26 protein-coding genes and 3 pseudogenes are annotated in these 26,498 nt (G+C 70.8%); 12 read left to right on the top strand and 17 right to left on the bottom strand.

The window, feature by feature from the left end; all coding sequences use genetic code 11:
• The first annotated feature begins 1 nt into the window (after position 1).
• A complete protein-coding gene (locus ACGFZN_RS17695) occupies positions 2 to 1,222 on the top strand; it encodes an SGNH/GDSL hydrolase family protein (protein WP_393859370.1) in 1,221 nt (406 codons plus the stop codon).
• A 162-nt stretch (positions 1,223 to 1,384) separates the two neighbouring features.
• Positions 1,385 to 1,684 (top strand): hypothetical protein, encoded by a 300-nt coding sequence (locus tag ACGFZN_RS17690; protein ID WP_393859369.1) that lies wholly within the window; start codon positions 1,385 to 1,387, stop codon positions 1,682 to 1,684.
• A gap of 66 nt (positions 1,685 to 1,750) precedes the next feature.
• Here the strand turns inward: ACGFZN_RS17690 and ACGFZN_RS17685 are convergent, their stop codons facing one another.
• A complete protein-coding gene (locus ACGFZN_RS17685) occupies positions 1,751 to 3,802 on the bottom strand; it encodes a SpoIIE family protein phosphatase (protein ID WP_393859368.1) in 2,052 nt (683 codons plus the stop codon).
• A gap of 113 nt (positions 3,803 to 3,915) precedes the next feature.
• Positions 3,916 to 4,485 (bottom strand): TetR family transcriptional regulator, encoded by a 570-nt coding sequence (locus ACGFZN_RS17680; RefSeq protein WP_393859367.1) that lies wholly within the window; start codon positions 4,483 to 4,485, stop codon positions 3,916 to 3,918.
• A 168-nt stretch (positions 4,486 to 4,653) separates the two neighbouring features.
• Here ACGFZN_RS17680 and ACGFZN_RS17675 point away from each other — a divergent pair, with 168 nt between their 5' ends.
• Positions 4,654 to 6,045, top strand: coding sequence for a carboxypeptidase regulatory-like domain-containing protein (locus ACGFZN_RS17675; RefSeq protein ID WP_393859366.1), 1,392 nt, complete (start codon positions 4,654 to 4,656; stop codon positions 6,043 to 6,045).
• Positions 6,046 to 6,216: 171 nt separating this feature from the next.
• Positions 6,217 to 6,732: a hypothetical protein gene (locus tag ACGFZN_RS17670; protein ID WP_393859365.1), complete on the top strand. Its 516-nt coding sequence runs from the start codon at positions 6,217 to 6,219 to the stop codon at positions 6,730 to 6,732.
• 36 nt (positions 6,733 to 6,768) lie between these two features.
• On the opposite strand, the gene ACGFZN_RS17665 is transcribed toward ACGFZN_RS17670, so the two are convergent.
• On the bottom strand, positions 6,769 to 6,996 hold the full coding sequence (locus ACGFZN_RS17665; protein WP_393859364.1) for a DUF5133 domain-containing protein: 228 nt from the start codon (positions 6,994 to 6,996) through the stop codon (positions 6,769 to 6,771).
• A 193-nt stretch (positions 6,997 to 7,189) separates the two neighbouring features.
• Complete coding sequence (locus ACGFZN_RS17660; RefSeq protein ID WP_393859363.1) at positions 7,190 to 8,548, bottom strand: beta-1,3-glucanase family protein; 1,359 nt, start codon at positions 8,546 to 8,548, stop codon at positions 7,190 to 7,192.
• A gap of 430 nt (positions 8,549 to 8,978) precedes the next feature.
• On the opposite strand from ACGFZN_RS17660, the gene ACGFZN_RS17655 reads away from it, so the two are divergent.
• Positions 8,979 to 9,437, top strand: a complete 459-nt coding sequence (locus tag ACGFZN_RS17655) for a hypothetical protein (protein WP_393859362.1) — start codon at positions 8,979 to 8,981, stop codon at positions 9,435 to 9,437.
• A gap of 3 nt (positions 9,438 to 9,440) precedes the next feature.
• Here ACGFZN_RS17655 and ACGFZN_RS17650 read toward each other — a convergent pair whose 3' ends face one another.
• Together ACGFZN_RS17650 and ACGFZN_RS17645 are read right to left on the bottom strand one after the other, a co-directional pair.
• Entirely contained in the window at positions 9,441 to 10,364 is a 924-nt protein-coding gene (locus ACGFZN_RS17650) for an RNA polymerase sigma-70 factor (protein ID WP_393859361.1), read from the bottom strand.
• Between the two features lie 149 nt (positions 10,365 to 10,513).
• Positions 10,514 to 10,990, bottom strand: a complete 477-nt coding sequence (locus tag ACGFZN_RS17645; protein ID WP_393859360.1) for a carboxymuconolactone decarboxylase family protein — start codon at positions 10,988 to 10,990, stop codon at positions 10,514 to 10,516.
• A 233-nt stretch (positions 10,991 to 11,223) separates the two neighbouring features.
• Between ACGFZN_RS17645 and ACGFZN_RS17640 the strand changes: the two are divergent.
• Positions 11,224 to 11,481, top strand: a pseudogene (locus ACGFZN_RS17640) (ribosomal protein L7/L12); the annotation flags it as partial.
• A 90-nt stretch (positions 11,482 to 11,571) separates the two neighbouring features.
• Here ACGFZN_RS17640 and ACGFZN_RS17635 read toward each other — a convergent pair.
• The 3 genes from ACGFZN_RS17635 to ACGFZN_RS17625 form a co-directional block, all read right to left on the bottom strand.
• A complete protein-coding gene (locus tag ACGFZN_RS17635) occupies positions 11,572 to 12,444 on the bottom strand; it encodes a potassium channel family protein (protein WP_393859359.1) in 873 nt (290 codons plus the stop codon).
• A 142-nt stretch (positions 12,445 to 12,586) separates the two neighbouring features.
• A complete protein-coding gene (locus ACGFZN_RS17630) occupies positions 12,587 to 13,504 on the bottom strand; it encodes a DUF1918 domain-containing protein (protein ID WP_393859358.1) in 918 nt (305 codons plus the stop codon).
• 12 nt (positions 13,505 to 13,516) lie between these two features.
• Entirely contained in the window at positions 13,517 to 13,816 is a 300-nt protein-coding gene (locus ACGFZN_RS17625; protein ID WP_393859357.1) for an SHOCT domain-containing protein, read from the bottom strand.
• Between the two features lie 490 nt (positions 13,817 to 14,306).
• Between ACGFZN_RS17625 and ACGFZN_RS17620 the strand changes: the two genes are divergently transcribed.
• Positions 14,307 to 16,046 (top strand): GAF domain-containing protein, encoded by a 1,740-nt coding sequence (locus ACGFZN_RS17620; protein ID WP_393859356.1) that lies wholly within the window; start codon positions 14,307 to 14,309, stop codon positions 16,044 to 16,046.
• 117 nt (positions 16,047 to 16,163) lie between these two features.
• Here the strand turns inward: ACGFZN_RS17620 and ACGFZN_RS17615 are convergent, their stop codons facing one another.
• Entirely contained in the window at positions 16,164 to 16,307 is a 144-nt protein-coding gene (locus ACGFZN_RS17615) for a hypothetical protein (protein WP_393859355.1), read from the bottom strand.
• Positions 16,308 to 16,315: 8 nt separating this feature from the next.
• A complete protein-coding gene (locus tag ACGFZN_RS17610; RefSeq protein ID WP_393859354.1) occupies positions 16,316 to 16,663 on the bottom strand; it encodes a hemerythrin domain-containing protein in 348 nt (115 codons plus the stop codon).
• Here ACGFZN_RS17610 and ACGFZN_RS17605 point away from each other — a divergent pair.
• From ACGFZN_RS17605 to ACGFZN_RS17595, 3 genes and pseudogenes are all read left to right on the top strand, one after another.
• Positions 16,559 to 16,876, top strand: a pseudogene (locus ACGFZN_RS17605) (respiratory nitrate reductase subunit gamma); the annotation flags it as partial. The gene ACGFZN_RS17610 and the pseudogene ACGFZN_RS17605 sit on opposite strands and share 105 nt — an antisense overlap.
• 28 nt (positions 16,877 to 16,904) lie before the next feature.
• Entirely contained in the window at positions 16,905 to 17,183 is a 279-nt protein-coding gene (locus ACGFZN_RS17600; protein WP_393859353.1) for a respiratory nitrate reductase subunit gamma, read from the top strand.
• 103 nt (positions 17,184 to 17,286) lie between these two features.
• Complete coding sequence (locus tag ACGFZN_RS17595) at positions 17,287 to 17,694, top strand: STAS domain-containing protein (protein WP_393859352.1); 408 nt, start codon at positions 17,287 to 17,289, stop codon at positions 17,692 to 17,694.
• A gap of 39 nt (positions 17,695 to 17,733) precedes the next feature.
• Here the strand turns inward: ACGFZN_RS17595 and ACGFZN_RS17590 are convergent, their stop codons facing one another.
• From ACGFZN_RS17590 to ACGFZN_RS17565, 6 genes and pseudogenes are all read right to left on the bottom strand, one after another.
• Complete coding sequence (locus tag ACGFZN_RS17590; RefSeq protein ID WP_393859351.1) at positions 17,734 to 19,065, bottom strand: PP2C family protein-serine/threonine phosphatase; 1,332 nt, start codon at positions 19,063 to 19,065, stop codon at positions 17,734 to 17,736.
• Positions 19,066 to 19,304: 239 nt separating this feature from the next.
• Positions 19,305 to 20,509, bottom strand: a pseudogene (locus tag ACGFZN_RS17585) (globin domain-containing protein).
• Between the two features lie 267 nt (positions 20,510 to 20,776).
• Positions 20,777 to 21,649, bottom strand: a complete 873-nt coding sequence (locus tag ACGFZN_RS17580) for a universal stress protein (RefSeq protein WP_393859350.1) — start codon at positions 21,647 to 21,649, stop codon at positions 20,777 to 20,779.
• A 5-nt stretch (positions 21,650 to 21,654) separates the two neighbouring features.
• The gene (gene adhP, locus ACGFZN_RS17575; RefSeq protein ID WP_393859349.1) at positions 21,655 to 22,677 is read right to left on the bottom strand and encodes an alcohol dehydrogenase AdhP; all 1,023 of its coding nucleotides are present in this window, start codon (positions 22,675 to 22,677) and stop codon (positions 21,655 to 21,657) included.
• A 26-nt stretch (positions 22,678 to 22,703) separates the two neighbouring features.
• Positions 22,704 to 23,609 carry a universal stress protein gene (locus ACGFZN_RS17570; protein WP_393859348.1) on the bottom strand — a complete coding sequence of 302 codons (906 nt, stop codon included), beginning with the start codon at positions 23,607 to 23,609 and terminating at the stop codon, positions 22,704 to 22,706.
• A gap of 167 nt (positions 23,610 to 23,776) precedes the next feature.
• The gene (locus ACGFZN_RS17565) at positions 23,777 to 24,403 is read right to left on the bottom strand and encodes a hypothetical protein (RefSeq protein ID WP_393859347.1); all 627 of its coding nucleotides are present in this window, start codon (positions 24,401 to 24,403) and stop codon (positions 23,777 to 23,779) included.
• An 859-nt stretch (positions 24,404 to 25,262) separates the two neighbouring features.
• Here ACGFZN_RS17565 and ACGFZN_RS17560 point away from each other — a divergent pair.
• Entirely contained in the window at positions 25,263 to 25,718 is a 456-nt protein-coding gene (locus ACGFZN_RS17560; protein ID WP_393859346.1) for a cyclic nucleotide-binding domain-containing protein, read from the top strand.
• Positions 25,719 to 25,748: 30 nt separating this feature from the next.
• Positions 25,749 to 26,453: a CBS domain-containing protein gene (locus ACGFZN_RS17555; protein ID WP_393859345.1), complete on the top strand. Its 705-nt coding sequence runs from the start codon at positions 25,749 to 25,751 to the stop codon at positions 26,451 to 26,453.
• Positions 26,454 to 26,498 lie beyond the last annotated feature (45 nt).

Here is a 26,498-nt window from a genome sequence, read left to right as displayed (position 1 = left end):
CGTGTTCGGTGCGCTGACCGGCCTGGCCCTGACGGCGGTCCCGCTGAGCACCGCGCATGCGGCGAGCGCCGCCACGTCCTCGGCACCGAGCAAGGGCACCCGGGTCAGTGCCTGGTCGCCCAGCATGACGACCGGTGGCCCGTCCTTCACCGACCAGACCATCCGCATGGTGGCGCACAGCAGCGTCTCGGGTTCGGGCGCCCGCATCACCCTGTCCAACCGGTACAGCACCACGCCGCTCGATGTCAGCGCCGTGGACGTGGCCGTCCAGGCGAGCGGCGGAGAGGCCACCCGCGGCACCACACGCAACATCACCTTCGGCGGATCCCGCCACCTCACGATTCCCGCCGGCGAAGAGGCGGTCAGCGATGTCGTCCCGATCACCGTCAGCGCCGGGGAGAACCTGCTCGTCAGCCTCTACGTGCCGGGTACGACGGGGATGTCGACCTGGCACTCCGACGCGTTCGACACGACCTACATCGCCTCGGGGAACCACGCCGGCGACGACAGTGCCGCCGCCTTCGGCACCACCACGACCTCCTGGTACTACCTGGCGGGGCTGGACGTCGTGTCACCGACCGCGCGGGGTGCCGTCGTCGCCTTCGGTGACTCCATCACCGACGGGTACCACTCCTCGACCGGCACCTACAGCCGGTGGCCCGACTTCCTCGCCCGCCGACTCGGCGCCGGACCGGGGCCGCAGCGGCTCAGCGTCGTCGACGCCGGCATCGGCGGCAACCGGGTCCTCACCGACGTGCCGAACCTGTGGCAGGGCGTCAGCGCCCTGAAGCGGTTCGGGCATGACGCCCTGGGCCAGCCAGGTGTCAAGGACGTGATCCTCTTCGAGGGCATCAACGACATCGGCAACGACGCCGGCCCCGACGGCCGCCCGCTGACCGTCCAAGACCTCGTCGACGGCTACCGCACCCTGATCGACGAGGCCCATGCCGCGCACGTCCACGTCATCGGCGCCACCCTGATGCCCGACCAGGGCAACGGCTACTACACGCCTGCCGCCGAGGCGATCCGCCAGAGCGTCAACGAGTGGATCCGCACCAGCGGCGCCTTCGACGGTGTCATCGACTTCGACCGGACCATGCGTGACCCGGCGAACCCGGCCGCCCTCGACCCGGCGTACGACTCGGGCGACCACATCCACCCCAACGACCAGGGCATGAAGGCCATGGCCGACGCGGTCGACCTGCGGCTCCTGCGCAGCTGACGCTCTCCGGGCACCGGCTGCTTCGCGGCGGCCGGGACGCAGTGCCGCCTCGTCCCTCTGCTGCACCTCCTCGCGGCCAGGAGGTGCAGCGTGCCGGCCGCGCTGGGCGGGCGTCGATCCGGTGCGGCGCACGAGGCTCCTTGCGGTGGCAGGATCGGTGGTATGAACACCACCGCGGACTGGGTGTACCGGGTGTTCGAGCCGCACGGCTCCGAGGGCTGGCGCCCCTACGGCAGCGACCCGGACCGGTGGCACGGTGCGATCACCGCGCCCGACACCGCCGAGGGCGCGAAGCACGCCATCGGCCGCATCGTCGCGGACCTGATGACCGAATGGGAGATCACCGGTCTCCATCACGCGATGCATGTGCGGGTCTTCCTCTGGCATGACGAGGAGGGCGACACGAAGGACGCGGACTTCATCGTGGAGGTCCGGCCCCGGTCGGACTTCGACGCAGCGTGACGATCCGTCCCGATCCCGTGATCCGGGCAGGGCCGTCCCGGCCTGGCTCGGTCGTGATCGAAACGATCAGCTGGCCGCGGCGGGGTGGGTGCGAGCCAGGAGGAGGGTGATGTCGTCGTCGACCGGTCCGTCGGGGGCCAGGGTGTCGACGACCGACGCGCAGAGGTCGTCCAGGCCGGAAACGGAGGCGGCGAGAGCGGTGCGAAGCTCTTGCATCCCGCGGTCGACGTCGTGGTCCATCTCGATCAGACCGTCGCTGTACAGCGCTATCACGCTGTTGTCCGCCACTTCGACCTCGGCCGTTCCGAAGAATCCCAGTCCCACCCCGATGGGCGGGCCCGGAGGTACCTCGGCGAAGTCGACCGATCCGTCCGGGGAGACGATGAGGGGTGGGGGGTGGCCGGCACTGGAAAAGGTGCATCGCCGGGTTCCCGGGTCGTACACACCGTAGAGGCAGGTGGCCGCGATGGCCGGTGCTGTGCAAGCGCCTTCGCCTTCGTCTTCGCCGGGACAGTCACGGGCCATGTCGATGGCGAGTTCGTCCATGAGACGCAGCAGTTCGTCGGGCGGCACCTCCAGCTTGCTGAGCGCACGGATCGTGGCGCGCAGGCGTTGCATGGACAGGGCTGCCTTGACGCCGTGCCCGACGACGTCTCCCACGACCAGGGCGGCGCGGGAACGGGACAGTTCGATGACGTCGAACCAGTCGCCGCCGACGCCCCCGTGCGTGTCCGCGGGCAGATAGCGGGTGGCCACCTCGACCGTGCCGCGGCCTGACAGGTGACGGGGCATCAGGTCGCGTTGAATCACCAGCGCGGCCGTTCGCTCCCGTGTGTACCGCAGGGCGTTGTCGATGATCAGCGCGGCCCGGGCCGAGAGTTCCTCGGCGAGAGCGAGGTCCGTCCTGCTGAAGGGGACCGGGTTCCGGCTGCGCACGAAAACGGCGATGCCGAGCGTCGCACCGCGCGCCTGGAGGGGCACGATCATGAGGGAATGCATTCCGGTCTGCCGTATGACCCGGGACCGTTCCGGATCGTTGTCGAGCCACGTACCCGGGGAGGTGTCGAGAACGGGTTCGAAGTAGGACCTGCCGCTTGCGAGTACGGCGGTGAAAGGGGAGTCCGTCGGTACATAAACCGCCGTTCCGCGTGCCCACAAGGACTCGCGGAGATCCTCGTGGATGGAAGCGGCGCCGGCGCGGTAGAAGCCGGGGATGCTCGTGTCGGTGGCCTTGAGGCGTCTCAACGGCTCCCTGTCCGGTGACACGGCTTCGACGAGATCGATGGTGACGTAGTCGGCGAGATTCGGTACGGCGGTCTCCGCCAGCCTCTGACTGGTGACCAACGGGTCCAGATCTGTGCCGATGCGGCTCTTCGCTTCGTTGAGCAGACCGAGTCGTCCGCCCTTCTGGCCGATGCCGGCCTGCACAGCCATGGAACACACGCCGAGGGGCCGGCCGTCCGGCCCGTCGAGACGGACCAGGGCGACACTGTAGTGACCGTCGTTCGCCCGCGCCGCGGCCGGCCGCAGTTCATGCCCGAGGATCGGCACATCGGTGGACAGCACTGTCTCCATGGCGTACTGGAGAAACTCGGGTTGCCGAACGCGGAGCACGTCGGTGAGATGGGCACCCAACTCCGGCTCGGCGCCGTAGATGTCCTGATTGTGAACGCTGTCGTTGAACCAGACGCAGCGCAACTCCCGGTCCCAGATGGCCAGACTGATCGGCGAGCGGTGCACAAGCGCCTCAACGGCCGCCGGCTCCAGGCCCGGCCGGCCGAAGGTGTTCGGCCCCCAGAGGAGCCAGCTCCCACCGGCGTCCGGGTCCAGGCGAGTCAGCCGCAGATCCGCGGTCGCCTCGCGGCCGTCACGACGGCGGATCCGCACCCGCCCTGACCAAGGGCCGCCGGCACAGATACGGGGAGTGTCCGGGCCGTCGGACACCAGCAGCCTCTCGACAGGCTTGTGGAGTATTTCGTCAGCCGAATAACCCCACAGGCGTTCGGCGGCCCCGGCCCACACGGACACCGTCATGTCGGCACTGAGCACTGCCAGGACGTCGCCCGAGGGCACAATCCGATCTTCGGCCGGCGATCTCGCGGAACCATCAGTGCCCATACTGCAACTATGCCGCGCACGCGCCGGCCCCTCCACGTCAGCAGGCTGCCCACGGTGTCCGGCGGAACGGCGGGCCCCACACGCAGCCCCGCTCCTGCCTCCGGCCGGCCCCGTCAGCCGGCCCCCGCGACCGCATCCCTGATGAGTCGGCGAGCGGCCGCATCGGTGCGGGCGACGTCATGGGTCACCAAGCGGTCCTGGCACAGACCGCGCAGGCCGGAGACGAGGAGCGTGGCCCCCGCCCGCGCCTGCTGTGGCGAGTGACCCAGGCGCACGAAGGCGGCGGCGATGGGATCGATCATGACCTCGACGGTCTCGGCCGCGATGCCGCCGTACTGCTCGGGATCGGTGGCGGCCAGGCTGAGCAGCTGCAGCAGCATGCGGACCGGCCCGGACTGCTCCCCGACGGTCATCGCTTCCCACAGGGTTTCGGCCGCCTTCCGCAGGCCCGCCGCGTCGCGGACGTCGTCGAACATCGCGTGGGCGTCGGGACGGCAGGCGGCCAGCGCCTGGGCCAGAAGGTTCTCGCGGCTGCCGAAGTAGTACAGAAGCATGCGCTTGGTGGTGCCGATCGACTCGGCGAGCGGACTCAGCGACATCTGCGCGACGCCATGGTGCTGGAGCTGGTGCACCACCTGTTTCAGCAGCTCGGCGCGCTTCTCGGCATTGACGGGGCGAGGCACGCCTTTGACTGTACCGACCGGTACGCGTATGGTCCAGCAGACGTAGATGTGCCGATCGGTACATGAATCGAGTGGCGCCACGGCGAGAGCCGGGCGCGGCACAGCCGAGAGGGGCGCCGTGAAACTGGTCGGACCGCGAGCAGTGCAGGACCGCCAAGGGGTGATCCGGTGAAACACCGCATCGAGCGCCCCCGAGGCATGTCCGCGGCCAGGGTCCTGGCCGAGACCCTCACCATCCCGGCGGTGCTCTTCCTCGGCCTCCTGTTCTGCTTCCCTCTTGCCTTTCACCAGCCTCAGCCCCACGACGTCAAGCTCGCGGTAGCTGATCCCGCGGTGGCACACACCGTCGACAGCGCTCTGCAGCGGCAGCGTCCTGGCGGGTTCGACGTCACCACCGTCGCAGACGCCCGAGCGGCCCGCCGGGCGGTCCTGGACCGCGATGCCGTGGCAGGCTTCGCCACCCGGGGCAGACATGCCGTGCTGTACGTGGCCAAGGCCAATGGGGTGTCCCTCGATCAGGCGCTGACCACGGGCTTCACCCGGCTTGCGGCGCACAACCACCAGCGGCTCACGGTCACGGATGCGGCACCCACGGTGAGTAAGGACGGCCTCGGCACGACACTGGTGTACTTCGCCATGGCCTGGAACGTTCCCGGCTACATACTTGCGACGACCTTGCTGCGGGCGGTGACCTTCAACCGGCGCCGGAAAGTGATGACGATCGCCGGCGTGGCTGCCCTCTTCAGCGTCGTGGGCTTCTTCGTCGGCGAGGGGCTGGGCTTCTTCCCCGGCTCCCCCGCGGCCCTGGCGATCGCCTTCCTGCTGACCACGGCGGTGGCCACGTTCTCCCTCGGTATGGCGCCCTTCGTCAAGCAATTCTTCCCCCTGGTGGGCCTGGGTCTGTACGTCGTACTGAGCGTTCCCTCCAGCGGTCTGGTCCCCGTCCAGTTGCTGCCGCGGTTCTTCCAGGACCTGCACGCCGTCATGCCGCTGGGCAACGCGGTCGACGCTCTGAGGGGAGTCCTGTACTTCGACGGCGCGGGGGTGCTGAAACCGGTCCTCGTGCTGTGCGCGTGGATCACCGCGGGTACGGCGCTGCTGGGGCTCGACGCGTGGCGGCACCACCGCACGGCCGTGCGCCGGGGAGCCGAGGACGAGCAGGAGGACGTTCCGGAACCGCCGGTGGAGGACCCCACCGTGGAGGCGCCCGCGCCCACCGCCCTTCCGGTCCACCCGCACCACTTCGGCGAGCTGTTGCCGATGCTGGAGGGCACCGTCAGGGACGGCGAACAGCAGCCCATCCATCGGGCCGCGGTGACCGTCATGGACGCCGGCGGCCGGCAGTTGGTGCGCACCGCGACGAACGCACGCGGCGAGTACGCCGTGACCGGTCTGCCCGAGGGGTACATCAGCGTGGTGGTCTCATTCCCCGGCCGGCACCCTCTGGTCCACCAGAAGCTGCTGCAGTCCGGGGTGGCCGTCCGGGCCGACTTCACGCTGCACGACCGACGCACCGGGGCGTCAACTCCCCTGGCGGCTCAACGTCTTGGTCTCGGATAGCCGGACACGGTTCTTGAGGCCCCGTATGTAGCGAGGGCCGGCGCCGAGGAGGGTGATGCGGCCGGCTCGCGGACACCTGGCGGGAATATCGGGAACACCGTCGGTGTCTGTGACCACGTGGAATCCGGGGAACCCGCCGGTGTCGGAGGAGTGCGCGAGGACGGATCGCAAATGACCAAGGAACACGCCGGTAGCCCAGGCCTTCCGCCGGACCGCCGCAGGAAGCGCATCGCCGAGCTCCTCGCCGCCTGCGCCGCCTGCCTCATACCGTGGACCGTGATGCTGGGTCTGACCCTGCCGTCGTCGCACCGCGTGCACGAATGGCGCCTGGCCTGGGTCGGATTCGACGTACTGCTCATCATCTCGTTGGCGTCCACGGCGTGGCTGGCCTGGCGCCGCAGCCGAGCGGTCATCCTGTACGCGCACGCCACCGCGGTCCTGCTGATCTGCGACACCTGGTTCGACATCTCGCTCGACGCCGGGACCCGGGACGTCTGGATGGCGGGAGTCCTTGCCCTCGCCACCGAACTGCCGCTCGCCGCCTTCCTCATCCACCGGGCGCACGCCCTGATCGCCCTGCTGCCGTGGCCGCCCGCGCACGCCGCCGCCGGCGACACCGCCGGAAGCCTGACGGAACCGGTCCCCGGCGGGGAGACCATCCCACCGGGCCTGCGGACGCCTGGATAACCGCGGTGACAATGCCCCACGTCCGCGGAACAAGGATCAGACGGTGAGAAGGGAGTCGTCCTGCGGGCGGGCGCCGGGCAACCGGTGGCGGGCGGCGATGAGCGCGGCGTCGATGTCCCGGGTGCCGGTGGACACGCACAGTGTGTAGGCGACGTCGTCCATGCGCTGGCGCACCTCGGGGCTGCCGTCCTCTGCGTGCAGGATCCGCAGCGTCTCGTACTGCTCGATCAGGTTGGTCAGTACCGCGGGGTGTGCCATGAGCATCGCAAGTCTCCCTGGTCCCGTGATCAACATGCCTTGTGCATCGACCCGTGTGCCCCGGGGTCCCGCCCGTCATTCCCCCCTTCCCGGGAAGACCGGGCAGCGGAGGGGCCGGTGACCTCGTTCGATGGTCACCGGCCCTCCGACCGGGTTCAGCTCAGCGGCCGCATCGGCCGGAGACTGCGGGATGTGGCCGTCACCAGCCGACGGCGACCAGCAGCCACTGCGGATTGCTGTGGGAGACGAAGGAGGACTGCCCCGCCACGTCGTCGTAGGGGAAGCCGTAGGCGAGGTGGTTGATGGCGTTGTCGTGCCAGAACTTGGCGTAGTAGTTCGCCGGGGCGGCCTTGTAGTACTGGCTCGGGTCGGCCTGCTGGGAGGCCGGCAGCGTGGCCACGTGACGGTTGAGGGCCGCGCACATGTCCGGGTTGCCGGCCAGGGAGGCGGCGCAGCCGAAGATGTCGGAGGTGGCCGCGTTCACGCCGGCGGACTGGGCGTAAGAGGTGAAGTAGTCGGCGTTGGCCCCGCCCGCGCGGAAGCTCGGGTCGCTGCCGGGGGCGATGATGCGGTACGGCGCCTGGGTCTGGGCCAGCACCTTGAACTGGGACGGGACCGCGTCGATGAATCGCTGGAACGTGGTGGCGCGGTCCTCCGCGAAGGTCTGCCGGTTCTCGCCGACCTCGACGTCGTAGCCGTCCTTGGTGTGCAGCCGCATCGCGAGTTTGAGGCCGAAGGCGTCGACGCGTGTGGTGTTGCCGTTGAAGACGTTGTTGCCGACCGTGAACTCGATGAAGTCGTAGTAAGGGCTGTTGGGAGAGCCCAGGTAGAAGTACATGCGGCCTGCGGAGTTCGCCGGCATGTCGAGGTAGGGCTGTTCGGCGATGGAGTGCGTCTGGCCGTTGAAGCTCCAGTAGACCTGGCTGTCGGAGTACTTGCCGTTGGTGCGGTTGAGGATCTTCACCTCTACGGCGTTCTGGGCGGGCGGGATGTCGCTGGTGCTGCCCCAGAAGTCGTCGGGCGGAGTGGTGCCGCCGCCGGGGCCGTAGACCTGGAACTCCCAGAGGGAATAGCCGTAAGGGGTGGCCCGCGTCGTCCCGTAGAGGCGCACATACCGGCCGCTGCCGGTGACGGCCTGGTTCTCGGTGCCGCCCGTGGCGTTGGTGGTGGAATAGACCGTCGTCCAGTTGGCCCCGTCGGTGGAGGTCTGTATCTGGTAGGCCTTGGCGTAGGCGGCCTCCCAGCTGAGGGTGACCCGGGTGATCTGCTGGACGGAGCCGAGGTCCACCTGGAGCCACTGGGGATCGGCGAAGGCCGAGGACCAGCGGGTGCCGGGGTTGCCGTCAACCGCTGCGGCGGCGGGGAAGGACGCGTTCTCGGTGGAGGACGCGGTGGCGGGCCGCCCCTGGGAGAGCAGCTGGTCGGCGGCCCGTGCGGGCGAGGGCGTCAGGGCGAGGAAGCAGGCTGCGAGCAGGGCGATCACCAAGCCGAGAGCCGTACGTGAGCGCGCAACATCGGTCGCTGGTCTGCGCGTGAGCACACTCGGGGAAGTCTGCATGGGGGTCTCCGGATGCCGGGTGGGCGTGCGTGGGGGTTGGAGGCAGCAGGTGTGAGAGCGCTCTCGGGGTTTGTACTCCCGCCTCAGCACGGCGTCAACAACTGAACGCGAAACCAGTGGAGTTCACAGACACACAATGGGGTGCACCTGCGTCTTGGACGATGGAGCCGCGTACCGCGCCCCCCGGCCTCTTCGAGAGCCGTCCGGTTGGCCGATCCCGAACCCTCATCAGCGTTCATCACTTGACCCGTCTGGTCCAGACCTTCTAGGTTCCGGCCGACGGGTTACACGAACGCACCCAGCTCATGGGCCAGTTGAGCTCGTGCGTCGTCCTTGTGCATGTTGTCCCCGAAAGGCTGTGATCGTCCTCCATGGCCGACCCCTCCCCCACACCTCTCACCGCGTTACGGCGCAGCCTCGTCGGCGGGCCGTGGCCGACCCGGAGGAGGTGGCTCGGCTGCGGGCCATCCTCGACCGGCGGCTCGTGCGCACGGACAACACCACGTCGCCCGGAATCCCGCGGAGCCGGGGCCGGGCCGTCGGCCGCGGCGCCGGCTCCGTCGGGCTGTTGCTGCTGGGGCTGCTGTTCTTCTTTTTCGCCTTCGCCGCGGTCCAACGCGCCACGCACCCGGACCGCTTTCCCGGGATCCAGAACAACACCGCCCCGATGTCGGCCGTCATGCTGGTGCTGGGCGCGCTCACGGTCGCCGGGGCTTGGTGGCTCGTGCGGCGGATGACCGTCATGCGGATCGTGACCGCCGTCCTCGCCGTCCTCGCCCTGCTGGCCGGTGGCGCCGTCCTGCACCGCGTCGGGCCGATGCTCCACTGCTGGGGCTCCGACCGGATCGCCCGCCAGCCCGAGGGCACCTACGTCTGCTACGACTTCTGAGCATCAGCTCATCTGCCGGCGCGCCTGCCTCACCTCGCGGTCGATGGCCCAGGCATCCGCGACCGGCCCCAGGTGGCCGAGCTTGTCGGGATTGATCACCGCGCGGATGGTCTGGATCCGCCCGTCGAGCACGTCCACAGCCATGACATGCAGGATCTTGCCGTCCCTGTCGCGGAGGATCGCACCGGGCTGACCGTTGATCTCACATGGCTCGAACGTCACATCGATCCGGGCCAGCAAGGGGAAGACCGTACCCAGCACCCGGGCCACGTTCAGTGCGCCCACAAGGGCCTTGGCCAGTTGCGGGGCCTTTCCGCCGCCGTCCCCGACGAGTTGTACGTCGGCGGCGAGCAGATCCTGCAACCCGTCCACGTCTCCGTGCTGCAGCGCGTCGAAGAACCGCCTCGCCAGCTCCTGTCGCTCCTGCCGGTCCGCCGAGAACCGGGCGCGCCCGGTCTCCATATGCCTTCGTGCGCGCACCAGCAGCTGCCGACAGGCCGCCTCCGACCGCCCCACCGCCGCGGCGACCTCGTCGAACTCGAAGGCGAAGACCTCGCGCAGGACGAACACCGCCCGCTCCAGTGGACTCAGCCGCTCCAGCAGCAGCAAGGCAGCCATCGACACCGAGTCGGCCAACTCCACCGCCCGTGCCGGATCCTGATACGGATCGTTCAGCAGCGGCTCGGGAAACCACGGACCGACATACTCCTCCCGCCGCACCCGTGCGGAGCGCAGTACGTCGATCGAGATCCGTGTCACCGTGGCCGACAGGAAACCCTTCGTCGACGTGGGCCGGGTGGCCGAGCCGTCGAAGCGCAGCCACGTCTCCTGCACCGCGTCCTCAGCCTCGCCCACACTGCCCAGAATCCGGTAGGCGATCGAGAACAGCAGCGGCCGCAGCTCCTGGAACTCCTCGACCTTGCTCACGCCGCATCCTCCTCGAGTCCCCCCGCCCGTACCGGTCAGCACAGACAACTCCTCGTGATCATCGGTCAATTGCCGGTCCTGGGGCAAGGCACTGACCCCAGGACCCGGAACCCGGTCGACGGGCTCCGAGTCCCTTTGCTGACGGACGTTCAGTGGAACTGGCCCACCTGGTAGTCGCCGGCGGCCGGCTGGCGGGTGATGATGTTCAGCCGGTTCACCGAGTTCATGAAGGAGACCAGGATCACCAGGGCAATGAGCTGTTCCTCGTCGTAGTGCTTGGCGGCGTTCGCCCACACCTCGTCGCTGACTCCGCCGACCGCATCCGCGACCCGGGTGCCCTCCTCCGCCAGCTCCAGCGCGGCACGCTCCGCCTCGGTGAAGACCGTGGCCTCCCGCCACGCCGCGACCAGGCTCAGCCGCACCGGCGCCTCACCGGCCGCGGCGGCCTCCTTGGTGTGCATGTCGATGCAGACGGCACAGCCGTTGATCTGGCTCACGCGCAGCGCCACCAGCTCCTGTGTCGCCGGGGGCAGCGGCGACTCCTTGAGCGTCTTGCCCGCCGACATGAAGTACTTGAGGGCCTTACCGGCGGTCGGGCTGGCGAAGTAGTTCAGTCGCGCGTCCATGGTGGGCTCCTTTGCGGTCGTCAGTGGCTCCACCCCCGAGACGGGACAGCCCGCTCCCCTGTGACACGCACAGATGTGACCTGCGTCTCCCTGCTGTCGACGGGTGCCATCGGGGGTAGGCAGGGAGCGCCGCCGTTCCATCGCTGCGTGTTCCAAGGAAAACCGGCGCCGCGAGCTCCGGGGTCAGTGGCGCGCTACCCCATGCCTTCGCGGGCCGCGTCGAGAAACGCCGTATGCTGCAGGCCGTCCGCGGACCGACGGAGGGATGGGACACGGTGAGCGAATCGTTCTTGCTGGTCTGCGACGACCTGCCGCACAGCGTAGTCCCGACTGACGCCGGCCCCCGGGCCATCGAGATCGTGAAGCTGCTGCACCGGCGGACCGGGCAGAGTTTGCGGCCCTGCAAGTCCCTCATCAGCCACCTGCCCGCGACCGTCCTCGAGAACGTGCCGGAAGAAGTCGCCGCCGCCATGGTGGCCGAGCTCCACGAAGCCGGAGCCGGCGCTCACGGCTTCTCGAACTCGGCTGCGGTCCACGCCTCGAATCGATGCGGCTCACGCCCGAGCCAGGTCGCTTCAGCGCTAGGTGACGCTGCGTCCGTGGTCGGCGGCGTAGGCCGCGAAGACCGCCGACGACGGTCCGCCCGTGTGGAGAAAGCGCTGGTCAAGGACGCCGGCGAGGTCTTCCAGTGCGTTGGCGAGCAAGTCTCCGGTCAGTCGGACGTCCGGTCGCCGCGCGGCCTGCCCGCGCCGGGCGAGGACTGAGGCGTACCCGAGGATGGCCGCCAGGGAGGAGTGGTCCTCCCCGTCGTGGAAGTAGTAGGCCTCGGCGTATTGAGTGAAATCGATTCGGACGCGCACGACTTCGGTGGCCAGGCTGTCCAGCAGCAGCGCCCCGGCAACGCTGTCGAGTTGCTCGGCCGTCGGAGCAGACTCGCGCAGGAGCGCCAACCGGATGGCAAGCACCCTCCTGCGTGTCAGTGCGGGGTAGACCTCGAGCACCCAGGAGACGGTGGCGGTCAGCAGGGCGAAGCCGACGAGTGCCTCCAGTGGCGAGACCAGGCGGAGCCACCCCGCGGCGGGTGTGATGTCGCCCAGCCCCAGGGTGGCGACGGTGACGAGTGAAAGGTAGACGGAGTCCAGGAGCGTCGGCTGCTGCGCGGCTCTGGAACCCGGCGTGAGTGTGAAGGCCCCCGGCATGTGGGGCCAGTAGATGATCGCCCAGCCCAGGACGATGACGGCGGCCCAGAGACCGACCACGGTCACCATGGCGAGAGGGCCGACGAGGCCGACCACACGTCTGCGGGCGCGCAGCCGACGGGCCAGTCTCCACATCCCCGTCATGACGAGGCGGCTCAGGCCGGCGTGGCGGGTGGGATGCCAGAGGGTGTGGAACAGGTCGCGCAGGGCGGCCATCACCAGCCCGACCCCTGCCAGCGAAACCAACCACTCCATGCTCGTCTCCCACGGGCCGGTTCCGTGCAGCGGCCTCGGCACCCCGCAGCGATGAGGCCCATCTCACCTATCGTCAGATTTTGCCCTGATTTCAGAGCTTAGGTCACGTACACAAACGTCGGGTGTGTGGACGGGCGGTCTGTCACCGGTCGGACGGGCTGATACGACGGCCCGTGAGCTGCTCGGGCCGGATCGACACCCACATCTCGCGCTTGCCGCCCGCCCACGGTTCGGTATGGGCTCGCTCAGCCAGCCGCCGCACGACGTCGGGCTCTGTGACGACCCGTGCGGGACCGACGAGGAGGACGCTCCAGCCCTGGCTCATGGCCTCGTCCACACGGTCGACCTCGAAGGCGACCTCCGCTCCCACAGCCGCCGCAGGCACCGCGTCGGGCATCGTCCGGTAGGCGATCGCGTCATCGATGACCTCGTAGTTCACCGGGACGACCACCGGACCGCCGGGGGTCGACACCGCTACGCGTCCCACACCGTGAGTGGAGAGCAGAGCGCGGCATTCGTCGGGGGTGAGGTTACGGAGCTGGGGGCGCAGGAGGGCGTGCCCCTGGCCCGGCGGTAGATCGATACCGCTCCCGCGCAAGGCTGCGACGCTGGTACCGAGCGCCGCGGCGAGCCGGATGAGTGCCGCCAGGCTCGGATCGGCGGGGCGTTCCTCCAGATACGCGAGGTAGTCCGGTGCCATCGCGGCACGGCGGGCCAACTCTTCCCTGCTCAGGCCCTGTCGCTCACGCTCGGCAGCCACGCGGCGGCCGATGTCGCCAGCGTTCGGTCCCGTCTTCCGTGCAGTGGTGGGGGACACGCTGGCCGCCTCCGCAGAGCCTCCCTCGGAAGGCCCGTCGGTACTGCCCGGCCCATGCTGAAGGTGGCGGACGTGCGCGTCCGGTCCGGGGAACACCAGCGTCACCTCGTCCGTGTCCGACCAGCGCACGTCGTACGGCGGTGTGCCATCCGCATGGTGCAGTCCGACGATCTCGCCGTCGCGCCGGGTGTTGCCCGTCGCCGGACTTTCGATGACGAGTTGATCGCCGAGTCGAGCTCGCATGATCGCCACCAACTATCGGGGTGAGGGCCTGGCCGCGTCCGTGGGTGATTCACGGAGGGTGGCCAGGCGACGGCGGTATTCCTCGTCGTCGATCTCACCGCGCGCGTACCGCTCGGCGAGGATCTGCTCAGGTCCGCTTCCCGGAGGCGTCTTCCGCCAGGAGCCGTGGCCTTCGCCGGGAGGGGTGGGGCGGGCCAGAAGCCGGAAGAGCAGGGTGCCGACGGTGATGATCAGGGCCCAGAACAGCAGCGTGCCGAGCGACATCACGAACCAGCCCAAGCCGCTCATGCCGTGGCCATACCAGAACATCATTTTCTGCCTCCTTCCCAGGTCGTCAGGGGTACGAATCCCGCGGCGGCAGATGTCCCGGCATCCATCGTCGCTCGCCACCGGCGCCGGCGCGACGGGCCGGACGGCCCTTGCTCGTCAGCGCCTCCTGCCGGCGCAGGCCTTTTCCGGGCGGAGTACGCGTCGTTCAGTCCCCGCGCCAGCTCCCGGTGCTGTGGCCGGCTGCTGGATCGCGGCAGCAGCGAAAAGATGCGGGTCCGGCGGTCTCGGCAACGCCGACTGCTGTGCGACGGACTCGACGCCCCGGCCACGTCGCTCTGCCGGTCGCCCGCCGCCCCGGCCGCCCTAACCCTGCCGGTCACCCGCAGCCCCGTAGAGACCATGCGGTCCCCCGTACGACGGTGCCCAGGACTGCCCGAAGCAGCTCCCGCTCTGTTCTCCGGGTGCCGTCGAACGGATGCCTCTCGTCGGGCATCCTTGGGGAGGGTGCCGCGAGACGGCGAGGGGAGCTGTGGTGGACGAACGCGCGCAGGGTTCGCGTGAAGAGGAGACGTCCGGGATGTCCCCGCAGCTGCGGCTGGACGTGCTACTGGACGATCTGCAGCAGCAGGTCGCGCAGGTCCGGGCCGCCCGGGACAGGGTCCACACACTGCTCGACGCGGTGCTGGCGGTCGGCTCCGACCTCGACCTGGAGGTGGTGCTGCACCGCATCGTGGAGTCGGCGGTCACCCTGGTCGACGCCCAGTACGGGGCGCTCGGCGTGCTGGGCGAGGAAGGCACGATCAAGCAGTTCGTCACCGTCGGCATCGATCAGGCGGGCATCGCACGCATCGGGCACTACCCGCGCGGCGAGGGCATCCTCGGGTTGCTCATCCGGCACCCCGAGCCGCTGCGCCTGGCGGACCTCGCGGAGCATCCGGCATCCGTCGGCTTCCCGGACGGCCACCCCCCGATGACCAGCTTCCTCGGCGCCCCGGTCCGCATACGCGACCAGATCTTCGGCAACCTGTACCTGACGAACAAGAAGAGCGGCGCGGAGTTCGACAGCGACGACGAGGCGGTGCTGCGCACCCTGGCCGCGGCGGCCGGCGTGGCGATCGACAACGCCCGCCTGTACGAGGACGCCCACCGCCGGCAGCGATGGCTGTCGGCCAGCAACGAACTGACCCGCAGCCTGCTGTCCGGCGCGGAGCCCGCCGCCGTGCTGGCCTCCTTCACCGCCACCGTGCGCGAGATCGCCGACGCCGACCTGGTCACCCTGGCCGTGCCGGTCGGCGACAAGGACGAGCTCGTCATCGAGGCCGCCTCGGGCGCGCCGGCCGAGGAAGTCCGCGGGCTGCTGCTGCCCGCCTCGACCCTGGCCGCCAAGGTCTACGCGTCCGGCGAGACGATCACCAGCGAGTCCCTCAGTGCCGATCCGCGCGCTGAGGGCGGCAGCGCCTCGGTGGTGGAGCTCGGGCCGGCCTTCTTCGTCCCCCTCGGCACCCGCGAGCACGTCCGCGGCGTGCTGCAGGTCGCGAACCTGCCCGGCGGCCCCCGCTTCACCGACGCCGTGATCGACATGGTCACCGGGTTCGGCAACCAGGCCGCGCTGGCCCTGGACGTCGCCGAGCACCGACGCGACACCGAGCGCATGGTCGTGCTCAACGACCGCGACCGGATCGCCCGGGACCTGCACGACCTGGTCATCCAGCGGCTGTTCGCCGGCGCGCTCTCGCTTCAGTCCACGCTGGGGCGGGTCTCCGACCGGCCGCAGGTGAGCGAACGGGTCCAGCGGGTCGTGGACGACCTGGACGACACCATCAAGATCATCCGGTCGACCATCTACGCCCTGCGTGAGCACGACCGGTCCCGTCGCGGGAGCGGGCTGCGCGCCCAGCTGGTCGCGGCCACGGAACGGGCCACCGAGTCGCTCGGCTTCACTCCCGCATTGCGCATGACCGGGCTGCTGGACACGGCCGTGTCCGCCGACCAGGCCGAGCAACTGCTGGCCGTGCTCGGTGAGGCTCTGTCCAACGCCGCCCGGCACGCGCACGCCGGCGCGGTCGACGTGGCCGTCGAGGTCGCCGACACCGAGCTGAGGCTGCGAGTGGCGGACAACGGCAGCGGAATCGACCCGGCGGTCGACCGCCGGAGTGGCCTGGCCAACCTGAGCAAGCGCGCGGAGGAGTTGGGCGGCCGCTTCAGCGTCTCCGCGAACCGACCCAGCGGCACCGTCGTCGAATGGGTCGTTCCGCTCCCCTCGGCAGGCTGACGCTTCCCGCTGTGCGCGGGCATGCCCGCGTCTGCTAAGGCCGGTGCTCCCGCGCGGTGTGAGCGGGGCACGGGCCTTTGGGGGACCGCTGCCCGGCCGGGGGAACGGGCGTGGGGTTCAGGCGGCCGGTGGGAACAGGGCGCTGCCCGCCTCGGCGCGCGTGGCCTCGGCCGTCTCCCAGTCCTCGACGGTGAGGTTGGCCAGTGCGGCCGGGAACACGCCGTCCTGCTCCTTGAGGATGTGGTCGCGCAGCACGGCCATCGCCTCGATCAACCGCGCGGCCAGGTCGGGTCCAGGGGCGTCCCGCCGTCCGCGGCCTCCGCCAGCACCGCTTCGACGCTGCGGTGCTCGGCCTCCGGAGCGGCGATCTGCTCGGGGAAGTCGGCGGCCAGGGCCGGGAACAGTCCGGGCTCCTCGACCTGGGTGTGCGGGCCGAGCACCCTCGCGATCTGCCGGGCGGTCTCCGCCATCCGGGCCACATCGTCCTGCTGGTGAGCGGTGCGGAGGTCGTCGTGCTCCCGGGTCAGTTCGTCGGTGGTCGTCAGCGACTGGCAGCCGCAGTACTGGGGCTCGCCGTGCCCGCCTCGTGGACAGAGGCGGCCGGCATCGGCGAGCACGCGTACCACACCACGGCCGTCGGGGCGGGTTCCGTGGCGGGCGCGGCCATGGTCACCGGGCTCGGCGTGCTGTGCGCACGGCGGCTGCTGACCCGGCGGGTACGGCTCGGCACCGACCGCAGCGACAAGCCGCTCTTCCCTCTGCTGGCCGCGACCGTCCTGCTGGGCATCTCCGCCACGGCCGCGCACAACGTCTTCGGCCCCGGGTACGACTACCGGGAGACCGTCTCGGTCTGGTTCCGTGGCGTCTTCACCCTCCAGCCGCGGCCCGAGGGCCGTCGCCGGCGCGCCCTTGCTGTTCCGGCTGCACGCTCTGAGCGCCTGCCTGCTCTTCGCGGTCTGGCCGTTCACCCGGCTGGTGCACGTGTGGAGCGTCCCGATCGGTGCACGTGTGGAGCGTCCCGATCGGCTACCTTTACCGGCCCTACCTGGTGAACGGCAGGCGGGCCGTCCCTGCCGCCGACCAGTCGGGACCCGCCTGATGCAGGCGCTGCTGCGGATGCGGATCTCGATAAAATGAATGAGCCATCGGCGTCGCCTGCGCAGCAGGGGAACGAGGCCACACGGGCCCCCGGCCAGGCCGCTGTCCTCACCGAACGGCTCACCGAGCGAAGAGGTTGGCCATGCGAACGAACATCATCCGGCACGAGAGCATGATGGCCAGCTACGACATGGTGAACGGCTGGACCGTTGTCGAGGTGGACGGTGATCTGGACGCCCACACCTCCCCGATGATCCGTGAAGCGGTGATCAGGCTCCTCGAGGAGGGCCATCGCCACTTCGTCCTCGACCTGGGCTTCGTACCCTTCATGGATTCCATGGGGCTGGGCGTGATCGTGGCGGTCACGAAACGCATCCGTGAACACGACGGCTCGCTGCGTCTCGCCTCCGTCTCGGGCCGAATGCTCAAGATCTTCGACCTCAGCGGCATGCGCGAGAGCTACGAGATCTGCCACTCGTCGGAGGAGGCGACGAGCTCGGCTCCCTCGCCCGGCAGCCTCGTGCACTGGCCGCACACGTCGGCCGGCTGAGGCGTCCGCACGCGAGGGGCGAAGGAGCCGGCTGATCGATCAGGCCGAATCGGCCGGGGTGCGCAGGGCGAGGATCGCGACGTCGTCGTCGAACACCTGACCGCTTTGGATGATCAGGGCGTCGCACATTTCCTCCAGCGGGGCTGCGGCCAGGCGGGCGGCGTGCCCGGCCAGGCCGTCGAAGCCCGTGTCGATGTCCTGGCCGCGGCGTTCGACCAGCCCGTCGGTGAACAGCAGCAGGGTGGCTCCCGGCGGCAGCGGGTGCGCGTGGCTGAACCGCGGGACGGACGCGTCGATGCCCACCGGTATCCCGTGCCGGGCGGGCGCCAGGTAGCAGGTGCTGCCGTCCCGCCCGATCAGCAGCGGAGGCGGGTGCCCGGCGTTGCTCCAGCCGAAGGTGTATCCCTCGGGGGTGCGTTCGAGGCGGCCGAACACCAGGGTGGCGGTCGGCGGGTCCTCGAACATCGTCAGGGTGCGGTCCAGGCGCGACACGACCAGGCCGGGCGGTCCGCACCGGTCGAAGGCGAGGGCCCGCAGCATGTTGCGGATCTGTCCCATCAGCGGGGCGGCCTCGACGTCATGGCCGGTCACGTCGCCCACCACCACGCACGTCGCCCCATCGGGCAGGACCATGGCGTCGTACCAGTCCCCGCCGAGCCTGGGCAGCGCGGACGCCGGCTCGTAGCGGGCCGCTGCCTCCAGCGGCGCCAGGTCGGGAAGGATGGGCAGCAAACGGCGCTGGAACTGCTCGGTGGCGCGTTTGAGGTGCTCGTACAGACGGGCGTTCTCGATGCAGACGCCCGCCGCGCTGGCCAGCGCGGTCAGCAGGTGCTCGTCATCGTCGTCGAAGGGTGTACCGTCCGTCTTGTCGGCGAGGTAGAGATCGCCGTACACGGTCCCGCGCACCATCAACGGAACGCCCAGCAAGGTCCGCATGACGGGATGCCCGGCCGGAAAGCCCGCGGCACGAGGATGGGCGGCCACATCCGCCACCCGCAGCGGCTCCCTGTGGTTCACCATGGTGTGCAGCAGGCCGTGGCCCTGCGGCAGGCCCATGGCAGCGCAGAGGTGCGGGTCGTCGATACCCACGGTGATCAGGTCGGTCACCCCGCCGGCCTCCGAGAGCACGCCCAGGGCGCCGTAGCGAGCGCCGACGAGATGGGCGGCCGCTTCCACGATGCGGTGCAGCACCGTGCGGGCGTCCATGTCGGCGCTCATCGCCACGACCGTGCCGAGCAGCTGCCTCAGCCGCTGTGGGTCGAGGACGAGCTGGGATGCCTGCGCGGTGGGTCCGTCCCGGGCGGCTTGCCACGCCTCGCCGGCCGGAAAGGCCCCGGACGGCGGGCTGTCATGGGACGGATCGTGCACCATGGTGGGGTTCCTCCGGGCGCCGTCATCACCGCGCCTTAAATGTCACCCTACGCGCTCACCCGACCCTGGGCAGGCCCGCGCGGCACGGCGTGGGTCACGGCCTCCGCACCGGCAGTGGCCTCGCACGCCGCAGCCGGGGCGCGAGGCGAAGCACCCTCACGTACCGGCAGGCGGGCCACTGCCTCCGTGCAGCCGCGCGCCCGCGTGGGCGTCGGCCCATCTCGCTGTCGGAGCAGCTTTCAGCCTTCCGCGTGGGCGAGCCACAGGTCGGGGCCGAAGACCTCGTAGCGGATGCTGCGCGCGGGGACGCCGGCCTGGAGGAGCCGGGTGCGGACGGCGTGCATGAAGGACACCGAGCCGCACAGGTACAGGTCGGCGTCGGCGGGCAGGTCCAGGCCGTCGAGGTCCATCAGGCCGATGCGTGAGCCGGGTTCCTCGGTCGCGTCGTCTTCGTACCAGAACTCGGCCCGCGCATCGGGCAGTTGGCCGATCAGACGGCGCGTGTCGGCGCGCAGGGCGTGGTCGGCCGGGGTGCGGTCGGCGTGCAGGACCCGCACCGGCCGGGACGAACCGGTGGCGGCGAGGTGTTCGAGCATGCCGACCATGGGGTGCAGCCGATGCCAGCGGAGACCAGCAGCAGCGGGGTGTCGGCGTCGTCGAGGACCACGTCGCCGAACGGGGCCGACAGGGTGAGCTCGTCACCGGCGTGCACGGTGCGGTGCAGCTGGGTGGAGACTTCGCCCTCGGGGGCGTCGGCGACGCTCGCCACCCGCTTGACGGTGATGCGCCGCAGCCGGTCACCGGGAGCGCTGGACAGGCTGTACTGGCGGGTCTGGTGGATACCGTCGGGCATGAGCGCCCGCACGCTGACGTACTGGCCGGCGCGCGCCTTCGGCATGGGGCCGTCGTCGGCCGGGCGCAGCAGGAAGGACACCCCGTCCGGGGTCTCCTCACGCCGCTCCGCCACGGTCCACTGCCGCCACGGCTCGCGCGGGTCGACCCCGGCTTCCTGGTAGAGGCGGTCCTCCTGGGCTATGAGGGCGCCTGCCATCAGCCAGTACACCTCGTCCGAGGCGGCGGCCGCCTCCGGGGTGACCGCGTCACCGAGTACGTCGCCGATGGCGCGGAAGAGGTACTTGTGGACGATCGTGTACTGGTCCTCCGTGACGCCCAGCGCGGCGTGCCTGTGGGCGATCCGGGCGAGGAGGGCGTCCGGCCGGGCGTCGGGGCCGGCCAGCAGGGCCTCGGCGAAGCCCGCGATGGACCCGGCCAGCGCCCGGCGCTGCTCGCCGCTGGCCTGGTTGCCGCGGTTGAACAGGCCGTCCGGCAGTTCCGGCTGGTCGGCGAACATGGTGCCGTAGAAACGGGCGGTGATGTCGTCCAGGGCGCCGCCGACGGCGGGCAGGGTGGCGCGAACGACAGCGGCCGACTCGGGCGAAAGCATGGAACTCCCCTGAGATGCAATTGGGTTGAGGGACGCCGTTCACCGCACAGCCGGGATCCGTCGTGCGGGTCCGAACGGCACGTCGATCATCGGGTGCAGCCGTCACCCGGAACAGGGCCGAACCGCCCTGGAGGGCCGAGCTGCCGGGGTCCATCGCGGGCTTCGCCCAGGCCCTGTTGGCCGGTGGCCTGGGTGGCGGGCGGCGCGACGTCGTTGATCGCGACGACATGGACGTCCCGGGTGCCCGAGTCCGCGCGGTCGAGGGCGTCACGCCCGGTGCGGTACTACGGCGACGGGGCAGACGGCGTGGTGCAGCACCGCGTGGGCGACGCGACCCAGCTGCAGGCCGTAGTGGCCCTCGCGACGCCGGGCCCCGACGACGAGCAGGCCGGCGTCGGCCGAGGCGCCGAGCAGGACCTGGCGGGCGTGCCCCTCGGCGGTACGGCCGTGCACCTCGACGTCGGCCGGGATGTCCCGCAGGGCCGCTTGCAGCACCTCCGCGGCCTGCTCCGCGTACAGCCGGGCCGGTTCGCCCGCCGGCGCACGGTGGCCGGTCGTCCCGTGCGCCGGGCAGCGCCAGGCCCGTACGGCCTCCAGCGGCACGCCTCGGCGCCGTGCCTCCTCTAGGGCGAAGCGCACCGCCGCCGCGTCCGCCGGCTCCTCGCCGACGCCCACGACGATGCGGCCGTGCCTGCCGGGTTCGGCCGCATCGTCGTGGCTGCCGCGCAGCACGATCACCGGGCAGTGCGCGTGGCCGGCCACCGTGACGCTGACGGAGCCGAGCAGCGCCTCGGCCAGGCTGCCGCGGCCGCGTGAGCCGAGGACCACGGCAGCGGCTGTGCGGCTTTCCCGTTCCAGTGCGTACTCGGGTTCCTCGGGCAGCACGTCGGTGGTGAGCTTCACGTCGGGTCGTCGGGTGCGGACCCGGCGTGCGGCGGTCTCGACGATGTCCTCGGCCATGACCTGGTCCGAGGGCTTGCCGAGATCGTCCGCGAGTGCGGCGCCTTCGTACCGTTCCCACAGCGAGGCGTACACCAGCCGCAGCGGCAGCCCGCGCAGGGCGGCCTCGTCGGCCGCCCAGTCGACGGCGCGCAGGCTCGGCTCGGAACCGTCGGCGCCGACGACCAGCGGCATGTCCATGGTGTTCACCTCTCCGCGTCCAGGTCGAAGACGATGCGGGCCTTGATGTCGCCGCGCAGCACGGCGTCGATCGACTCGTTGACGGAGGCGAGCGGGCGGGTCTCGTAGATGACCTCGGTGCGGCCGGCGGCGTGGAGTTGGAAGACCTCGGCGAGGTCCTGCCGCGTGCCAACGATCGAGCCGATCACCGAGGTGCCGCCCAGGACGGTGTCGAAGATCGGCACCTGGATCGTGCCGTGCGCGGGCAGGGCCACCATGACGAGCTTGCCGCTGCGTCGGAGGCCGGAGCCCGCGGCCTCGAACGCGGCGGGGCTGACCGCGAGGGCGATCGCGGCGTGGGCGCCGCCGTGCTTCTTCAGTTCCTTGCCGACGTCCTGCTTGCGGGCGTCGATGACGAGGTCGGCGCCGAGTTCCGCGGCGAGTTCCAGCTTGTCGTCAGTGACGTCGATGGCCGCGACGGAGGCCCCGGCGATCTTGGCGTACTGCAGGGCGAGGTGGCCGAGGCCGCCGACGCCGGAGATCGCGACGAGCTGGGCGGGCCGGACGCCGGCGATCTTGACGGCCTTGTACGTGGTGACGCCGGCGCAGGTCAGGGGGGCCGCGTCGAACGGGGTGACGCCGTCGGGGACTGGCTGGGCGAAGTCGGCCCAGGCCAGCATCTTCTCGGCGTACCCGCCGTCGCAGCCGTAACCGGTATTGACCTGCTGCTCGCACAGCGTCTCCCAGCCGGACATGCAGTGCTCGCAGCGCCCGCAGGCCTTTCCGAGCCAGGGCACGGCGACCCGTTGGCCGACGGACAGGTGGGTGACGCCGTCGCCGAGCTTCTCGACCAGGCCTACGCCCTCGTGGCCGGGTACGAAGGGCGGGGTGGGCTTGACGGGCCAGTCGCCGTGGGCGGCGTGGATGTCGGTGTGGCACAGCCCGCAGGCCTCGACGCGGACGCGGACCTGGCCGGGGCCGGGTTCGGGGTCGGGGCGCTCCTCGATGACCAGGGGCTCGCCGAAGGCTCGGACGACCGCTGCCTTCATGATCTGTTCTCTCCTGTTCGGTGAGGTCAGTCGTGGGCGACCACGGCGACGGGGGCGGTGGAGTGGTGCAGCACGGCGTGGGTGACGGTGCCGATGTGCGCGCCGGCGGCGGAGCGGCGGATGCGGCGGCCGACGACGACCAGGGAGGCCTCGCGGGAGGCGTCGACCAGGAGGAGGGAGGGGCTGCCGTAGCGCGACTGCTCGACGACCTCCACGTCGGGGTACTTCTGCCGCCAGGGGCGCAGCACCTCGCTCAGGACCACGGCGTCGCCCCTCGCCATCTCCCGCTCGACCGCGGGCTCCAGAGCCATGCCGTAGGCGTAGTAGGGCGGCGGGTTCCAGGCGTGCACGACCCGCAGCGGCACCGCGCGGCGCGCCGCGGCCTCGAAGGCGAAGCCGATCAGCGTGTCGTCGGGGCCGGCGGCGTCGAGCCCGAGGACGACGGGACGAAAGGCTGCGGCGGTGGAAGGGATTCCTGCCGGATCCATCTCGTGCTCGTCCGCGGCCTGCTCGCCGGCGCGGACCAGGACGACGGGCCGCCGGGTGTGCGCCAGGACCGCGTGGCCGACCGAGCCGACCAGGAAGCCGCCGATCCCGCCCAGACCCCGTGAGCCGAGGACGAGCAGTTCGGCGTCCTCGGCCGCGTCGACCAGGGCTTCGGCGGGTCGTCCGGTGAGCTGCTCGGTGGTCACCTCGACTCCGGGGTGGCGCAGTCGCAGGCCTTCGGCGGACTCGCGGGGGATCCTCTCGGTCCAGTGCTGGTGCGTCTCGGCACCGAGGAGCGGGGCCTGGGCCGTGGGCTCCGGGAGGGGCTCCCAGACCTGGACGAGCTTCACCGGCAGTCCGCGCAGTTCGGCCTCGCGGGCCGCCCATTCCGCGGCGGCGCGGCTCTCGGATGAGCCGTCGAGGCCGACGGTGATGGTGCGGGGCATGTTCTCCACCTCCTGATCGGGGCCCTGAGGGGGCCCGATTCCAGCGTCGTGTTCGGGGGTCCTTCGGGGCAGGGGCCGCTGGTCCTCACCGCGGGGACGATGGGCCCCGGCACGGCCCGGTGGGACGGCTGCCGGCCACGAGGTCCGCCGTCCCCCGGCCTGCGGGGTCAGCGCAGCCAGGTGTGGTCCCGGACGATGGGCAGCCGCGCCCACTGCCGCCCCAGGCCCCAGGTGGCGCCCGCGCCCGCTGCCGCCACGGCGATCAGGGCGACGGCGTAGATCACGTGGTAGTCGGCGAACGGGTTCGTCGACATGCTCGGCGCACCGTCCGACAGGCGCTTGGCCGGCGGCCACTCGGCGAACCACATCAGCGCCATCATCGCCGTGCCCGCCACCGCGGCCGGCCGCAGCGCCGCACCGGTCGTCACGGCCAGACCGATGCCGAGCAATCCCAGCATGAACAGCCAGTCCGCCCAGGCGTCACCCGCCCACGAGTGGAACGCCGACTCCATCGGCCCGGCGGCGACGGAGCTGAGGAATCCCTTCGTCGGGGACCCTCCGTCGATCCAGCCCTTGCCGGAGGCGGTCGCGTAGCCCAGGCCGAAGGTCTTGTCCAGGAACGCCCAGAGGAAGACGAATCCGGTCAGGATGCGCAGGGAAGCCAGGGCATAGGCCTGCGCGGTGCGGGTGTCGAGACGTTCCGCCACTGCGGAGCCGGAGCCGCTCCGGTGCCGACGGAACGCGGCCGGCAGGTGGAAACCCGGGTCGCGGTGAGAGTGCTCGTGCACGGCCATGATGGTGATCCTTTCGGGGATGCGCGAATCGTCGTCTCGTTGACGTGCCTCACTCTGGTCCGATGCCTGACGCCACGCCGGATGCCGAAGGTCTGCATCCGCCGGGCCGAACGTCCCTGCGTGCGTGGCCTGTTGGGCTGGACGCGGCGAACCGGGCAGATGGCCGAGCCATCAACTCGGCTGTGGGGGCGTGACGTTGGTCCTCGCCGCGGGCCAAGCCGGGCCTCCTGCACGCACCGGAGGCGTAAACCTGGACTCTCGACGCGGAACGGGACGGGCCCGGCAGGGGCGGGGTCCCCGTCTGGTCGACGGAGGAAGGGGCCTGTACGCCGTCGTGTGTGCCGTCCCCTCTCCGCCTCTTCAGCCGCGCACGGTCAGCGGCCGCCCGGTCCAGGCGCGACCCCCATGGTCCCGCTGTCCCGGGCCTGGACAGCCCGACTCGTCCGTTTTCCGGTGCCTCTGGCCATGGGACATGGGCCGTTCGGTCCACGAGATGGCCCGCCCAGCCCCATCACCAGCACCGTGCCGAGCCCGACAATCGAGGGCAGGAGCTACGGCCGGGCTCGCGACACGGTCTCGACCGGCCGACGGTGCCATGTCTCGCGGCTCGTTCGAGATGGGGCGGTTCTCCCGCAGACCCCATGAACCGCGAGGGCCTCCGCGCGGGTCCCGTGTTGGGGAGGCACGGTGCTCGCGCCCCGGCCGCCGCCCCCGCCGACGCGGGGGCGGCGGCCGTCTGCGCTGCCATCTGTTCGGGGCCGGACGGCCCTGCTCCGGCCCCACATGGCCCCTCGCCACCTCCGAGTCGGCGCCACACGCTGGAGGTGTCAGCCCGTACACCCCGACCTGGAGGCCGGCCATGAACACCCCGAGCATGCTGCGCGCTCTGCCCATCCAGCACCGGCAACGGCTCATGCCCCTCGCCCGGGAGGTGTCCTTCCCGCAGGGCACGCGCATCTTCAACCAAGGGGCGCGTGCGGATCGGTTCTGGATCATCCGTACCGGCTCCATCGACCTCGACACACACGTCCCCGGCCGGCGCCGCGCCGTCATCGAGACGCTCGGCCACAACGAACTCGTCGGACTCTCCTGGCTGTTCGCGCCGCACGTGTGGCATCTGGGCGCCACGGCGGCGACACCGGTACGCGCCTACGAGTTCGACGCCACGGCCGTCCGATCCCTGTGCCAGGACGACCCGGCACTCGGCCATGCCGTCACCCGGTGGGCCGGCGACGTACTGGCCCACCGCCTCCGCACCACCAGGACCCGGCTACTGGACCTCTACGCCCCCTACGGCGCCGGAAGCGCCGTGTGAGCGAACCGCCCGACACCTTACGGAGTCACCGTGTACAGCTCCCCGCACATCGTCAGCGATGTCATGTCCCACACCGTCGCGGCCGTCGGCCGGCGGGCCGCCTTCAAGGAGATCGTGCAGCTCATGCAGGACTGGAAGGTCAGCGCCCTGCCCGTCCTGGAGGGCGACGGCCGTGTGGCCGGCGTCGTCTCCGAGGCCGATCTGCTGCCGAAGGAGGAGTTCCGCGACAGCGACCCCGACCGGGCCACCCAGCTGCGCCGTCTCGACGATCTGGCCAAGGCCGGCGGCCTCACCGCCGAGGATGTCATGACCTCTCCGGCCCTCACCGTCCACGCGAACGCGACACTCGCCCAGGCCGCACGGACCATGGCGCACGCCAAGGTCAAGCGCCTTCCCGTCGTCGACGACGTGGGCATGCTGCAGGGCATCGTCAGCCGCGCGGACCTGCTCAAGGTGTTCCTGCGGGGCGATGCGGAGATCGCCGAAGAGGTCCGGCAGGAGGTCGTGGCGTATCTCTTCCCCGCACCGGTGTCAGCCGTGCGGGTGGAGGTGCGGAACGGCGTCGTGAGACTCGTCGGCCACACCCGGGACACATCCCTGGTCCCGGTGGCCGCGCGCCTGGTCCGGGCCGTCGAGGGCGTGGTCGACGTGGAGTTCGAGCTGACCCGCTCCAAAGGCGCCGCAGAGGCGACCGCCGCGCCCGCGGACGGAGGCGAAAACGTGCCCCCGGCCTGACCGGCGCCTCACCATGCGGGCTCCGGCACGTGCTGGTACCCCGTC

It is taken from the genome of Streptomyces sp. NPDC048192 (assembly GCF_043202415.1).
In the GTDB taxonomy this organism is placed as follows: domain Bacteria; phylum Actinomycetota; class Actinomycetes; order Streptomycetales; family Streptomycetaceae; genus Streptomyces.
This window is presented reverse-complemented; position numbering and strand designations above follow the sequence as displayed.

What these genes read in the sequence shown, in the direction of transcription:
- ACGFZN_RS17670 (WP_393859365.1), top strand. Translation starts at nt 6,217, where the DNA reads ATGACCAAGGAACACGCCGGTAGCCCAGGCCTTCCGCCGGACCGCCGC.
- ACGFZN_RS17570 (WP_393859348.1), bottom strand. Translation starts at nt 23,609, where the DNA reads ATGCCCCGCACCATCACCGTCGGCCTCGACGGCTCATCCGAGAGCCGC.
- ACGFZN_RS17630 (WP_393859358.1), bottom strand. Translation starts at nt 13,504, where the DNA reads ATGCGAGCTCGACTCGGCGATCAACTCGTCATCGAAAGTCCGGCGACG.
- ACGFZN_RS17645 (WP_393859360.1), bottom strand. Translation starts at nt 10,990, where the DNA reads ATGGACGCGCGACTGAACTACTTCGCCAGCCCGACCGCCGGTAAGGCC.
- ACGFZN_RS17690 (WP_393859369.1), top strand. Translation starts at nt 1,385, where the DNA reads ATGAACACCACCGCGGACTGGGTGTACCGGGTGTTCGAGCCGCACGGC.
- ACGFZN_RS17635 (WP_393859359.1), bottom strand. Translation starts at nt 12,444, where the DNA reads ATGGAGTGGTTGGTTTCGCTGGCAGGGGTCGGGCTGGTGATGGCCGCC.
- ACGFZN_RS17590 (WP_393859351.1), bottom strand. Translation starts at nt 19,065, where the DNA reads ATGGTGCACGATCCGTCCCATGACAGCCCGCCGTCCGGGGCCTTTCCG.
- adhP (WP_393859349.1), bottom strand. Translation starts at nt 22,677, where the DNA reads ATGAAGGCAGCGGTCGTCCGAGCCTTCGGCGAGCCCCTGGTCATCGAG.
- ACGFZN_RS17685 (WP_393859368.1), bottom strand. Translation starts at nt 3,802, where the DNA reads ATGGGCACTGATGGTTCCGCGAGATCGCCGGCCGAAGATCGGATTGTG.
- ACGFZN_RS17615 (WP_393859355.1), bottom strand. Translation starts at nt 16,307, where the DNA reads ATGGCCGTGCTGCGCGACCACATCCTCAAGGAGCAGGACGGCGTGTTC.
- ACGFZN_RS17560 (WP_393859346.1), top strand. Translation starts at nt 25,263, where the DNA reads ATGAACACCCCGAGCATGCTGCGCGCTCTGCCCATCCAGCACCGGCAA.
- ACGFZN_RS17565 (WP_393859347.1), bottom strand. Translation starts at nt 24,403, where the DNA reads ATGGCCGTGCACGAGCACTCTCACCGCGACCCGGGTTTCCACCTGCCG.
- ACGFZN_RS17660 (WP_393859363.1), bottom strand. Translation starts at nt 8,548, where the DNA reads ATGCAGACTTCCCCGAGTGTGCTCACGCGCAGACCAGCGACCGATGTT.
- ACGFZN_RS17580 (WP_393859350.1), bottom strand. Translation starts at nt 21,649, where the DNA reads ATGGACATGCCGCTGGTCGTCGGCGCCGACGGTTCCGAGCCGAGCCTG.
- ACGFZN_RS17595 (WP_393859352.1), top strand. Translation starts at nt 17,287, where the DNA reads ATGCGAACGAACATCATCCGGCACGAGAGCATGATGGCCAGCTACGAC.
- ACGFZN_RS17665 (WP_393859364.1), bottom strand. Translation starts at nt 6,996, where the DNA reads ATGCTCATGGCACACCCCGCGGTACTGACCAACCTGATCGAGCAGTAC.
- ACGFZN_RS17625 (WP_393859357.1), bottom strand. Translation starts at nt 13,816, where the DNA reads ATGATGTTCTGGTATGGCCACGGCATGAGCGGCTTGGGCTGGTTCGTG.